Origin of the sequence: Vibrio sp. ED002, assembly GCF_023277445.1 — a bacterium.
Lineage (GTDB): Bacteria > Pseudomonadota > Gammaproteobacteria > Enterobacterales > Vibrionaceae > Vibrio > Vibrio jasicida.
This window is the reverse complement of sequence record NZ_CP080238.1, coordinates 2,547,468-2,560,302: the sequence shown is the minus strand read 5'-3', so window position 1 is coordinate 2,560,302 and position 12,835 is coordinate 2,547,468. Positions and strand designations below refer to the sequence as shown.

Here is a 12,835-nt window from a genome sequence, read left to right as displayed (position 1 = left end):
AGAGATTACTCTTCGTCTTCTAGCTCGATGTTGATACCTAGCGAGCGAATCTCTTTCAACAGTACGTTGAACGATTCTGGCATACCAGGTTCCATGCTGTGGTTACCGTCTACGATGTTTTTGTACATCTTAGTACGGCCGTTAACGTCATCCGACTTAACCGTTAGCATTTCTTGTAGAGTGTAAGCAGCACCGTATGCTTCTAGTGCCCATACTTCCATCTCACCGAAACGCTGACCACCGAACTGAGCTTTACCACCAAGTGGTTGCTGAGTTACTAGGCTGTACGAACCAGTTGAACGAGCGTGCATCTTGTCATCAACAAGGTGGTTCAGTTTCAGCATGTACATGTAACCTACCGTTACAGGACGCTCAAACTGGTCACCCGTGCGACCATCAAACAGTTTTAGCTGACCAGATTCTGGTAGGTCTGCTAGTTTCAGTAGCGCTTTAATAGACGCTTCTGGTGCACCGTCAAATACTGGAGTCGCGATTGGTAGACCGCCACGTAGGTTCTTGATCAGAGTACGAACTTCGTCATCAGATAGAGAAGCAATGTCTACTTTCTGGCGAGTTTCGCCTAGGTCGTAAACTTTTTGTAGGAACTCGCGGAATTTCGCTAGTTCTTGCTGCTCTTTAACCATCTGGTTGATCTTGTCACCGATACCTTTCGCTGCCAGACCTAAGTGTACTTCTAGGATCTGACCGATGTTCATACGCGAAGGTACACCCAGTGGGTTAAGTACGATGTCTACAGGCTGACCTTTCTCATCGTATGGCATGTCTTCAACAGGGTTGATCTTAGAGATTACACCCTTGTTACCGTGACGACCCGCCATCTTATCACCAGGCTGGATACGACGTTTAACCGCTAGGTAAACCTTAACGATCTTCAGTACGCCAGGTGCTAGATCATCACCTTGAGTGATCTTGCGACGCTTAGTTTCGAATTTCTTATCGAAGTCAGCTTTTAGCTCGTCCCACTGCTCAGCAAGTTGCTCAAGCTGTGATTGTAGTGCATCGTCTTCTAGCGTTAGTTCTAGCCACTTCTTACGATCAGTTGTGTCTAGTTTCGCTTCAGAGTAACCACCATCGATCAGTACAGCTTTAACGCGGTTTAGAAGGCCACCCTCAAGAATCTGGAATTCTTCAGTTAGGTCTTTCTTCGCTTCTTTAAGCTGCATTTGTTCGATTTCAAGCGCACGCTTGTCTTTCTCTACGCCATCGCGAGTGAAGACTTGAACGTCGATAATCGTACCTGATACAGAGTTAGGTACACGTAGTGAAGTATCTTTAACGTCAGATGCTTTTTCACCGAAGATTGCACGTAGTAGCTTCTCTTCAGGCGTTAGCTGAGTTTCACCTTTAGGTGTTACTTTACCAACTAGGATGTCGCCACCCTTAACTTCAGCACCGATGTAAACGATACCTGACTCGTCTAGTTTAGACAGAGCAGATTCACCTACGTTTGGAATATCAGCTGTGATCTCTTCAGAACCAAGCTTAGTATCACGCGCCACACAAGTAAGTTCTTGGATGTGGATAGTCGTGAAACGGTCTTCTTGAACTACGCGCTCAGATACTAAGATCGAGTCTTCGAAGTTGTAACCGTTCCAAGGCATGAACGCGATACGCATGTTTTGACCAAGCGCTAGTTCACCAAGGTCTGTTGAAGGACCATCAGCAAGAACGTCACCGCGTGATACAGGTTCACCTGGCATCACACATGGGCGCTGGTTAATACATGTGTTCTGGTTAGAACGTGTGTATTTAGTCAGGTTGTAGATGTCGATACCAGCTTCGCCTGGTACTAGCTCTTCTTCGTTCACTTTAACAACGATACGAGAAGCATCTACTGACTGGATTACACCACCACGTTTAGCAACTGCAGTTACACCTGAGTCAACTGCTACGTTACGTTCAATACCAGTACCAACAAGCGGTTTGTCAGCTTTCAGTGTTGGAACTGCCTGACGTTGCATGTTCGCACCCATCAATGCACGGTTCGCATCATCGTGTTCTAGGAACGGGATAAGCGAGGCAGCGATAGATACAACCTGGTTTGTCGCAACGTCCATGTACTGAGCGTGCTCACGAGGGTGTAGACCAGATTCACCTTTTTGACGAGCTGTGATCAGCTCATCTGCAAAACCGCCTTCTTCAGTTAACGCAGCGTTAGCCTGTGCGATAACGAATTGGCCTTCTTCGATTGCAGATAGGTAATCTACTTCGTCTGTTACAACACCATCTACAACGCGACGGTATGGCGTCTCTAGGAAACCGTACTCGTTACAACGCGCAAACGCAGATAGAGAGTTGATCAGACCGATGTTTGGACCTTCCGGCGTTTCGATAGGACATAGACGACCGTAGTGAGTTACGTGTACGTCACGTACTTCGAAGCCAGCACGCTCACGAGTTAGACCGCCAGGACCCAATGCAGAAATACGACGCTTGTGCGTTACTTCTGATAGCGGGTTGTTTTGGTCCATGAACTGTGAAAGCTGTGAAGAGCCAAAGAATTCTTTAACAGCTGCAGAGATTGGTTTCGCGTTGATCAGGTCTTGAGGCATGATTGCGTCAAGATCGCCTAGGCTTAGACGCTCTTTAACTGCACGCTCAACACGTACTAGACCTACACGGAACTGGTTCTCAGCCATCTCGCCTACAGAACGGATACGACGGTTGCCAAGGTGGTCGATATCGTCCACTTCACCTTTACCGTTACGGATCGCGATAAGCTTCTTCATCACTTCAACGATGTCTAGCTCGTCAAGTGTGCCTTGCTCTTGAGCATCTTCACGGCCGATAGAGCTGTTGAACTTCATACGACCAACAGTCGATAGATCGTAACGCTCTTCAGAGAAGAATAGGCTTTCGAATAGTGCTTCTGCAGCTTCTTTTGTTGGTGGCTCACCAGGGCGCATCATGCGGTAGATTTCTACCAGTGCAGAAATACGATCAACAGTGCTGTCGATACGTAGTGTTTCTGACATGAATGGACCGTGGTCTAGATCGTTGGTGAACAACGTTTCTAGTGATTTGTGGCCAGCCTGAGATAGGTTCGCTAGTGCTTCCAGGCTAATTTCCTGGTTAGCGTTAACAATGATCTCGCCTGTTGCTTCGTTGATGTAATCTTTCGATGCAACTTTACCAACGATGTACTCAACTGGTACTTCGATGTGATCAACGCCATCTTTTTCTAGTTGGCGGATATGACGAGCTGTTACGCGACGACCTTGCTCAACGTAAGTTTTACCGTTCGCTTCGATGTCGAACGACGCAGTTTCACCACGTAGACGATCAGGAACCAACTCCATTAGTAGAGTTTGGTCTTTCACTTCGAAGTTCACTTTTTCGAAGAAGATATCTAGGATTTCTTCTGACGTTTTACCAAGTGCACGAAGGATGATCGAAGCTGGTAGCTTACGACGACGGTCAATACGTACGTATAAGTTATCCTTAGGATCGAACTCAAAGTCTAACCATGAGCCACGGTAAGGAATTACACGTGCGTTATATAGAACTTTACCTGAAGAGTGGGTCTTACCCTTATCGCTGTCGAAGAACACGCCTGGGCTTCGGTGCAGCTGGGATACGATAACCCTCTCGGTACCGTTAATTACGAAGGTACCATTGTCTGTCATAAGCGGAATTTCGCCCATGTAGACTTCTTGTTCTTTAATGTCTTTTACAGTACCTGCTGGTGCGTCTTTATCAAAGATTACTAGACGTAGTTTTACGCGTAGTGGCTTTGAGTAAGTTACACCGCGGATTTGACATTCTTTAACGTCAAAAACTGGCTCACCAAGACGGTAGCTAACGTATTGCAGCTCAGAATTGCCGTTGTAGCTCTGAATTGGAAATACAGAACGGAAAGCAGCTTCAAGACCGTATTGACCTTCAGGATCCTGTTCGATGAATTTGTCGAACGAATCGAGCTGGATCGATAGCAGGTATGGAATGTCCAAAACTTGTGGACGAGTACCAAAGTCCTTACGGATGCGCTTTTTCTCGGTATAAGAGTAAACCATGGGGTTCCTCAGCTCGCTGATAAGTGACCCAAACCGTCCGCCCGCACCTAGTTACTTAAGGGGGGTAAGGGACAGTGACTAAATAGCTGTTTACTGTAGTGACATTTCATTGCGTAGGAATGAAATGTTTTTTGCATAGACATGAGACGCTTAAACAGCGGGAAAATTCGCTCATGCCCTACAGCGCAAAAAGGCCGGTGGTTAAAAAACCACCAGCCATTAGCCGTTAGGCTATGAAATTAAGTAATAATTACTTAACTTCAACAGAAGCGCCTGCTTCTTCTAGCTGAGCTTTAAGAGCTTCAGCTTCAGCTTTCTCAACGCCTTCTTTTAGAGGTGCTGGAGCGCCGTCTACAAGAGCTTTAGCTTCTTTAAGACCTAGGCCAGTTGCGCCACGTACTGCTTTGATAACAGCAACTTTGTTGCCGCCAGCTGCAGTTAGGATTACGTCAAATTCAGTTTGCTCAGCTGCAGCTTCGCCGCCTGCTGCGCCACCTGCAACTACTGCAGCAGCAGCAGTTACACCGAATTTTTCTTCCATAGCTTCGATTAGTTCAACAACTTGCATTACAGACATTTCTGCAACTGCGTCTAGGATTTGCTCGTTAGTAATAGACATAACAATTCTCTTTTAAGTCAACAATAAGTTTATTTTGCAACCAGTAAAAAGCAAGGCTTAAGCCGCTGCTTCTTCTTTTTGATCGCGGATAGCAGCGATAGTACGTACCAGCTTGCCAGCAGAAGCTTCTTTCATGCACATCATTAGGCGTGCGATTGCTTCGTCGTAAGTTGGTAGTGTTGCTAGTACTTCAGCGTCAGTTAAAGCGCCTTCAAATGCAGCAGCTTTGATCTCGAAGTCTTTGTTCTCTTTAGCGAAGTCTTTGAAAAGACGCGCTGCAGCACCTGGGTGCTCATTAGAGAATGCGATTAGCGTAGGACCAGTGAAAGTGTCAGTTAGACACTCGTACTCAGTACCTTCTACCGCACGACGAGCAAGAGTGTTACGAACAACTCTCATGTAAACGCCAGCTTCGCGAGCTTGTTTACGTAGAGAAGTCATCGCGCCAACTTGAACGCCACGAGAATCAGCTACAACTGCAGAAAGTGCACCACTGGCAGCTTCGTTGACTTCAGCAACAATTGCTTTTTTGTCTTGAAGGTTTAAAGCCATCTTGGATTTACTCCTGGTTGTCGTTACACCACTCACTATCATCACGACAGTGAGAGCTATTTAGGTGCTTCCCAGAAGAAAGTTAACTATTTACATAGAGCTTTCTGTCAGTTCGGGCACCATCTACGTAGGATAATTAAGCTTGTTTTGACACAAACACCTACGGTCTTGGACGGAGACTGGGTCTTAATTCATTTCGAACTAGGAGACAGTTCAAAGAACCAAAGTTCAGCCCCAACCACAAATATTAGGCGCAAAATTATACACAAATTTTGCGCCTAAGCAAATAAATTATGCTTGAGTGTTCAGGCTAGCCTGATCAACTGCAACACCAGCACCCATCGTAGTAGAGATGCTTACTTTCTTCAGGAAAGTACCTTTCGCTGAAGATGGCTTAGCTTTCTTCAGAGCAACTAGAAGTGACTCTAGGTTCTCTTTGATCTGCTCAGCAGAGAAGTTTGCTTTACCGATAGTAGTGTGGATGATGCCGTTTTTGTCGTTACGGTAACGAACCTGACCAGCTTTAGCGTTTTTAACTGCTTCAGCAACGTTAGGAGTTACAGTACCAACTTTAGGGTTTGGCATAAGACCGCGAGGACCTAGGATAGTACCTAGTTGACCTACAACGCGCATTGCATCTGGAGAAGCAACAACTACGTCAAAGTTCATTTCGCCTTTCTTCACTAGCTCAGCTAGATCTTCCATACCTACGATGTCTGCGCCAGCTTCTTTAGCTGCTTCAGCGTTTGCACCTTGAGTGAACACTGCTACGCGGATGTCGCGGCCAGTACCGTGAGGTAGTACAGTTGCACCACGTACGTTCTGGTCAGATTTACGAGCATCGATGCCTAGGTTAACAGCAACGTCTACAGACTCAACGAATTTAGCAGTAGCTAGTTCTTGAAGAAGAGCAACAGCTTCGTTGATTTCGTATTCTTTAGTTACGTCAACTTTTTCGCGGATTACGCGCATGCGCTTAGTTAGTTTTGCCATCTTATTAACCCTCTACCACTAGGCCCATTGAACGAGCAGTACCAGCGATAGAACGCTTCATCGCTTCGATGTCAGCACCAGTCATATCAGCAGCTTTAGTTTCTGCGATTTCTTGGATTTGAGCGTCAGTTACAGTGCCCACTTTTTCAGTGTTTGGACGACCAGAACCAGACTTAACGCCAGCAGCTTTCTTAAGAAGAACAGCAGCAGGTGGAGTCTTAGTTACGAACGTGAAAGAACGGTCGCTGTATACTGTGATAACTACTGGAGTTGGTAGACCTTTCTCAATAGATTCTGTTTTTGCGTTGAACGCTTTACAGAATTCCATGATGTTCACACCGTGTTGACCTAGAGCAGGACCAACTGGTGGACTTGGGTTCGCAGCGCCAGCAGCAACTTGTAGCTTGATGTAAGCTTCAACTTTCTTAGCCATGATATTTCCTAAAGTTTGGGTTCTAACGCTAGTCTGCTGACCAGCTCCCCGTTTACGTAAAAACTCTTTACTTCATGAGAAGTAAAAAGGCGCGAAATTATAGTCATAATTCGCGCCTTAGACAACCCTTAAAAAGGTGTTTTTTTAATCAAGTTTTTCAACTTGACCAAATTCAAGCTCAACTGGTGTTGCACGACCAAAGATCGATACAGACACTTTCAGACGGCTCTTCTCGTAATCTACTTCTTCAACAGTACCATTGAAGTCAGCAAATGGACCTTCGTTAACACGTACCACTTCACCCGCTTCGTACATTGTACGAGGACGAGGAGACTCACTCGCTTTCTCAAGACGGTTAAGAATCGCGTCAGCTTCTTTATCTGTGATAGGTGCTGGACGGTCTGAGGTACCACCAATGAAGCCCATGACACGCGGCACACTGCGTACTAGGTGCCATGATTCATCGTTCATAATCATCTGAACAAGGACGTAGCCTGGGAAAAACTTACGTTCAGATTTACGACGCTGACCCGCGCGCATTTCCACTACTTCTTCAGTAGGAACTAGTACTTCACCGAATAGCTCTTCCATAGCGTGCATTTTGATATGCTCACGTAGAGATTGAGCTACACGACCTTCAAATCCAGAGAAGGCTTGAACTACATACCAGCGTTTTTTTGGAGCTTCACTCATGAATCACTACCCTCTATACCCCAGTTGCTAGAGCAACTAAACGAACCATGATGCCGTCAATTCCCCATAGCACTAGAGCCATTACAATACTTACAGCTAAAACAATCAGTGTTGTTTGCATGGTTTCTTGGCGTGTAGGCCAAACAACCTTACGAACTTCCATACGAGATTCTTTTGCAAAACTGATCGCTGCTTTACCTTTAGTCGTTGTCGCTGCAACGCCTAGGGCAGCTGCAATAAGAACAACAACGCCTGCAGCACGAACAACTACAGACATCTCACCATACAGGTAATTACCCACAACAGCGGCCGCTGCTAATACGAAAGCGGCAATCCACTTAAACGTATCTGCTGCGTTTGAGCTATCAGGAGTTTCAGCATTATTTGCTTTCATAAACCAACCTGTCACAAGTCTTAATATAGACGACAATAACCCCGCTGTTGCAGGGCAAACTCCATATCGCTGAAAAAATCAGCGCTACTCTCTTAAGATTAAGCCTCTCCGCCTAATCTTGCTCTACTCTCAACCAAATCCTGAACAAGAAAACAGCTAAAATAATGTTGAGCGCAGAAAAAGGGCATCAAATGATGCCCTTTTTGATACTGGTTCGTCAAATCTAATTCAAGATTTTCCGAAGACATTCGTTAATTCGTTAAGAATTATGCGAAAATCTTAGCAACAACACCAGCACCTACAGTACGGCCACCTTCACGGATAGCGAAACGTAGACCTTCGTCCATTGCGATAGGAGCGATTAGTTCAACAACCATTTGGATGTTGTCGCCAGGCATTACCATTTCTACGCCTTCTGGTAGAGAGATATCACCAGTTACGTCAGTTGTACGGAAGTAGAACTGTGGACGGTAGCCTTTGAAGAACGGAGTATGACGGCCGCCTTCGTCTTTAGAAAGTACGTATACTTCTGACTCGAACTTAGTGTGTGGAGTGATTGAACCAGGCTTAGCTAGTACTTGACCACGTTCAACTTCGTCACGCTTAGTACCACGTAGAAGTGCACCAACGTTCTCACCAGCACGACCTTCGTCTAGAAGCTTACGGAACATTTCAACACCAGTACATGTAGTAGTAGTAGTGTCTTTGATACCTACGATAGCAACTTCGTCACCTACGTTTAGGATACCACGTTCGATACGGCCAGTTACTACTGTACCACGACCTTGGATTGAGAATACGTCTTCGATAGGCATTAGGAATGGCATATCTACTGCACGCTCTGGCTCAGGAATGTATGAATCTAGCGCTTCTGCTAGTTCAACAATCTTAGCTTCCCACTGCTCTTCGCCGTTTAGTGCGCCTAGTGCAGAACCTTGGATAACTGGTAGGTCATCACCTGGGAAATCGTACTCAGATAGAAGTTCACGAACTTCCATTTCTACTAGCTCTAGAAGCTCTTCATCATCAACCATGTCACATTTGTTCATGAATACGATGATGTAAGGGATACCAACCTGACGGCCTAGTAGGATGTGCTCACGAGTTTGTGGCATTGGACCATCTGTCGCAGCAACAACTAGGATACCACCGTCCATCTGTGCAGCACCAGTGATCATGTTTTTAACATAATCCGCGTGTCCTGGACAGTCTACGTGTGCGTAGTGACGAGTTGGAGTATCGTACTCAACGTGAGAAGTTGCGATTGTGATACCGCGCTCACGCTCTTCTGGAGCGTTATCGATAGATGCGAAGTCTTTAGCTACACCGCCGTAAACTTTAGCAAGAGTAGTACAGATAGCTGCAGTTAGAGTTGTTTTACCGTGGTCAACGTGGCCGATAGTACCAACGTTAACGTGCGGTTTCGTACGTTCAAATTTTTCTTTAGACATGAGTAGTCCCTCTAGGTACGGATTTAGGTGGCCCGAATTGACCACGCAACCAAAAAAGATAATTGGTAAATCTTATATCAAAAGGAAATAACTTTGAGAGCTGGTGCTGATAGGCAGACTCGAACTGCCGACCTCATCCTTACCAAGGATGCGCTCTACCACCTGAGCTATATCAGCACTCAAATTAGAGTGGAGCGGGCAGCGGGAATCGAACCCGCATCATCAGCTTGGAAGGCTGAGGTAATAGCCATTATACGATGCCCGCAACACGTAACTCTGAGAGCTATTTCCTTAAGAATATGGTGGAGGGGGACGGATTCGAACCATCGAAGGCAGTGCCGGCAGATTTACAGTCTGCTCCCTTTGGCCACTCGGGAACCCCTCCAAAATTTCATGCCATTCTTACTACAATTGCTTCTTAAAGAAGCAGGAAAGAATGGTGCCGACTACCGGAATCGAACTGGTGACCTACTGATTACAAGTCAGTTGCTCTACCTACTGAGCTAAGTCGGCATAAGTGGTGCGCATTCTATTGAATGATTTTCTAGGTTGCAATAGGTATTTTAAAAAAAATCGTAAAATTTAGCTTTTTAGATTCAATTGCTGCAAATTCATACAAACCTCACTTTTTAAAGCAAACTTTCGAGCTTTGTCGTTTGCTTTAAACGATGCTTGTTGTATGTTCTTGCTCTCTATTAAACCAAGGATCAAAGAGACTCATGAGTCCATTTTTGTCATTTGACCGTGCTGAATGGGCAGAACTACGAAATTCTGTCCCGATGACACTCTCTGAAGACGACTTAACCGCGCTTCAAGGCATTAATGAAAACCTCACTGTAGAGGAAGCGGTAGAGATTTACCTTCCTTTGTCTCGTCTATTGAACTTATATGTTCAAGCTCGTCAGAGTCGCAACTCAGTATTACAGCAATTTCTCAATACAGAAGAGCATGCTCCTCCATTTGTCATCGGTATTGCTGGTAGCGTTGCGGTAGGGAAAAGTACGACTGCGAGGCTGCTGAAGGCCCTTCTATCTCGCTGGGAGAATCATCCAAAAGTCGCGTTAGTGACAACCGACGGTTTCTTATATCCAAAGAAAGAACTGGAAGATAAGGGCATCATGCATCGCAAAGGCTTTCCCGAGTCGTACGACATAAAGCGTTTAGTTGAGTTTGTTTCCGATGTGAAAGCAGGTAAACCTGACCTTACAGTGCCAGTCTATTCCCACATTACCTACGACATTACCGAAGAGCTTAAAACCGTTGAGCAGCCAGATATATTGATCATTGAAGGTTTAAATGTTTTGCAAAGCGGTATGGATTACCCACACGATCCACATCGAGTGTTTGTGTCGGATTTTCTAGACTTCTCTATTTACGTTGATGCTGAAACAGAGACCGTCGAGCAATGGTACGTAGAACGATTTTTGAAATTCCGTCGAGGAGCATTCACCAAACCTGGATCCTATTTTAGCCACTATACCCAACTCTCAGTAGAAGAAGCTAGGAACAAGGCTAAGCAGATTTGGCATGATATTAATGGGCTCAATTTGGAACAGAACATTCTTCCTACTCGAGAAAGGGCCCACTTAATACTGCATAAAGGGCCAAGCCATTTGGTTGATAAGGTATCGTTGAGAAAGTAGTGCTGACTCGTTAATGTTAATCGGTTTTTCTTAAGGAGATCTCGCCGCCAATGTAGGTCTCCAAACCATTGTTGGTTTCTAGTACTACCCCACCTTGTTGATCGATACCTTTTACAATGCCATGAATCTCTCTTGGCCCCATAAGTAACTTAACCGGACGGTCTATAAAATTATCTAAACGATTCCAACGATCAACAAACCCCGCCAGACCAGTCATTTCATATTCTTCTAGTGCGATCTTCCAGTGTTCAATAAGGTTGAGTGCCAGAACGGTGCGGTCGATTGTTAAACCATCACTGACTTGACTCAACGTTGTCCAAGGCTGATCAATCTCAGGCTGTATGTCCGGCATCCCAATGTTCAACCCCATCCCGATAACAAGATGAGCGGCACCACCGGCTTGGCCTGACATTTCGACTAAAATACCTGCAAGTTTTTTATCTTGGAAATAGAGGTCATTGGGCCACTTCAACTTCACACCTTGAACGCCCATACTTTCGAGCGCTTCTACTGCCGCAATACCAACAACAAGGCTTAATCCCATTGCTGCAGCCATACCTGCGTCCAGTCGCCAGTACATAGACAAGTAGAGATTTGTCCCAAAAGGTGAAATCCACTGACGGCCACGACGTCCTCTGCCTTTAGCTTGGTATTCCGCTAAACAAACTCTTCCTTTGTCTGACTCATTCACTCTTTCCAGCAAATACTGGTTGGTTGAATCGATAACAGAGATCAGCTCGATTTGACTATCAAGTTTCGCTTTGAGTGTATCTCCGTCTAATAGTTGTAGGGGGTGCGCCAGTTGATAACCTCGGCCTTGGATACGATAGATATCCACACCCCACTCATTTAACCCTTTAATGTGCTTTGCGATTGCTGCTCGAGAGATGCCAAGGCTCTCCCCAAGTGCTTCACCTGAATGGAAATCGCTGTCGCTTAAAGCTTTGAGGATATGGAGCTTTGCGTTATGTTCTTTTCTCATCGAGCAGCCTCTATCTCAGAAAGGGTTGTCTCAGCATGACTATTCATAAAACGCACTTCATGCTCAAGCTCTATTTGATACTTATCCCAAACCGTTTTCTTTACAAGAGAAGCCAAAGTCACCACATCTTCCGCGGTACAGTTATCCACATTGGTAAGCACTAAAGCTTGTAATGGGTTCACTTGGGCACCGTTAACCGAGGTACCTTTTAGCCCACACTGATCAATCAGCCAACCGGCTGCCACTTTCATCCCACCTTTTGCAGGATAGGCGACCATGGTGTCATGCTGCTGGATAAGTTGATCATAATGATCTTGACTGATCACTGGGTTTTTAAAGAAACTCCCTGCATTACCCACTTTAGTTGGATCAGGTAACTTCTCCATGCGCACTTGGCAAACTCGCTCAAATATTGCGTTAGGGCTAAGTTCTTTTTCAGGAATAGACTGTAGAGGGCCATATTGATTGACGGGTTGCCACGTTTTGGGCAGTTTAAGGCCAAGCGCGGTGATAAAACACTTCTCATACAGAGAATGCTTGAATATCGAATCACGATAACCAAACAGACATTCTTCTGCACTCATACGTGTAGTTTCAAAAGTCTCTAGGTCAAGAACATCAACATAATCACAGATGTTGTTGAGCTCTACTCCATACGCTCCGATGTTCTGAATCGGTGCAGAACCCGCACAGCCAGGGATAAGAGCTAAGTTTTCAAGGCCACCAATATCTTGTTTTACACACCATTCCACTAATGCGGGCCAGTCTTCACCACCATCAATATGCAGCTTGTAATACTCATCCGTTTCACTCACTTGTTTACCAAGTAATCGGTTGATAATCACAAGCCCTTCATAATGCTGAGTAAAGAGCATGTTACTCCCTTTACCTAAAAACAGTTTTGGTAATTTTTTAAAGGTGTCGTTCTTGAACAACTGTATGACATCTTCTACAGATTCAACAATCGCCAAATAGTCGCAAGTTTGCTCGATACCAAATGTATGAAAAGCCTTAAGGCTCGCGTGTTTCTTAATTTCCATA

General features: G+C 45.3%; 11 protein-coding genes and 4 tRNA genes. 1 reads left to right on the top strand and 14 read right to left on the bottom strand.

Annotated elements, in window-relative coordinates:
- Window positions 1–5: 5 nt before the first annotated feature.
- The 12 genes from rpoB to ITG12_RS11835 all read right to left on the bottom strand — a co-directional run bounded on the left by rpoB (window position 6) and on the right by ITG12_RS11835 (window position 9,682).
- Window positions 6–4,034, bottom strand: a complete 4,029-nt coding sequence (rpoB, locus tag ITG12_RS11890) for a DNA-directed RNA polymerase subunit beta (RefSeq protein WP_009705466.1) — start codon at window positions 4,032–4,034, stop codon at window positions 6–8.
- Window positions 4,035–4,284: 250 nt separating this feature from the next.
- Window positions 4,285–4,653: a 50S ribosomal protein L7/L12 gene (gene rplL / locus ITG12_RS11885; protein ID WP_005440561.1), complete on the bottom strand. Its 369-nt coding sequence runs from the start codon at window positions 4,651–4,653 to the stop codon at window positions 4,285–4,287.
- A 57-nt stretch (window positions 4,654–4,710) separates the two neighbouring features.
- Window positions 4,711–5,205: a 50S ribosomal protein L10 gene (rplJ, locus tag ITG12_RS11880; RefSeq protein WP_005440560.1), complete on the bottom strand. Its 495-nt coding sequence runs from the start codon at window positions 5,203–5,205 to the stop codon at window positions 4,711–4,713.
- A gap of 291 nt (window positions 5,206–5,496) precedes the next feature.
- Complete coding sequence (rplA, locus tag ITG12_RS11875) at window positions 5,497–6,198, bottom strand: 50S ribosomal protein L1 (protein ID WP_038873427.1); 702 nt, start codon at window positions 6,196–6,198, stop codon at window positions 5,497–5,499.
- A gap of 4 nt (window positions 6,199–6,202) precedes the next feature.
- Window positions 6,203–6,631, bottom strand: a complete 429-nt coding sequence (gene rplK, locus ITG12_RS11870; RefSeq protein WP_005440554.1) for a 50S ribosomal protein L11 — start codon at window positions 6,629–6,631, stop codon at window positions 6,203–6,205.
- Window positions 6,632–6,775: 144 nt separating this feature from the next.
- Window positions 6,776–7,324 carry a transcription termination/antitermination protein NusG gene (nusG, locus tag ITG12_RS11865; RefSeq protein WP_005440551.1) on the bottom strand — a complete coding sequence of 183 codons (549 nt, stop codon included), beginning with the start codon at window positions 7,322–7,324 and terminating at the stop codon, window positions 6,776–6,778.
- Window positions 7,325–7,337: 13 nt separating this feature from the next.
- Window positions 7,338–7,718: a preprotein translocase subunit SecE gene (gene secE / locus ITG12_RS11860; RefSeq protein WP_005440549.1), complete on the bottom strand. Its 381-nt coding sequence runs from the start codon at window positions 7,716–7,718 to the stop codon at window positions 7,338–7,340.
- 266 nt (window positions 7,719–7,984) lie between these two features.
- Window positions 7,985–9,169 (bottom strand): elongation factor Tu, encoded by a 1,185-nt coding sequence (gene tuf / locus ITG12_RS11855; protein WP_042605518.1) that lies wholly within the window; start codon window positions 9,167–9,169, stop codon window positions 7,985–7,987.
- 101 nt (window positions 9,170–9,270) lie between these two features.
- A tRNA-Thr gene (locus tag ITG12_RS11850) sits at window positions 9,271–9,346 on the bottom strand.
- A gap of 13 nt (window positions 9,347–9,359) precedes the next feature.
- Window positions 9,360–9,434 (bottom strand) — tRNA-Gly (locus ITG12_RS11845).
- A gap of 35 nt (window positions 9,435–9,469) precedes the next feature.
- Window positions 9,470–9,554, bottom strand: a tRNA-Tyr gene (locus ITG12_RS11840).
- Between the two features lie 52 nt (window positions 9,555–9,606).
- Window positions 9,607–9,682 (bottom strand) — tRNA-Thr (locus tag ITG12_RS11835).
- A 206-nt stretch (window positions 9,683–9,888) separates the two neighbouring features.
- Here ITG12_RS11835 and coaA point away from each other — a divergent pair.
- On the top strand, window positions 9,889–10,812 hold the full coding sequence (gene coaA, locus ITG12_RS11830) for a type I pantothenate kinase (RefSeq protein ID WP_038873865.1): 924 nt from the start codon (window positions 9,889–9,891) through the stop codon (window positions 10,810–10,812).
- Between the two features lie 16 nt (window positions 10,813–10,828).
- Here coaA and birA read toward each other — a convergent pair whose 3' ends face one another.
- Together birA and murB are read right to left on the bottom strand one after the other, a co-directional pair.
- Window positions 10,829–11,794, bottom strand: coding sequence for a bifunctional biotin--[acetyl-CoA-carboxylase] ligase/biotin operon repressor BirA (gene birA / locus ITG12_RS11825; RefSeq protein ID WP_038882461.1), 966 nt, complete (start codon window positions 11,792–11,794; stop codon window positions 10,829–10,831).
- Window positions 11,791–12,834, bottom strand: coding sequence for a UDP-N-acetylmuramate dehydrogenase (murB, locus tag ITG12_RS11820; RefSeq protein ID WP_038882462.1), 1,044 nt, complete (start codon window positions 12,832–12,834; stop codon window positions 11,791–11,793). The genes birA and murB overlap by 4 nt, the downstream gene beginning before the upstream one ends.
- Between the last annotated feature and the right edge of the window lies 1 nt (window position 12,835).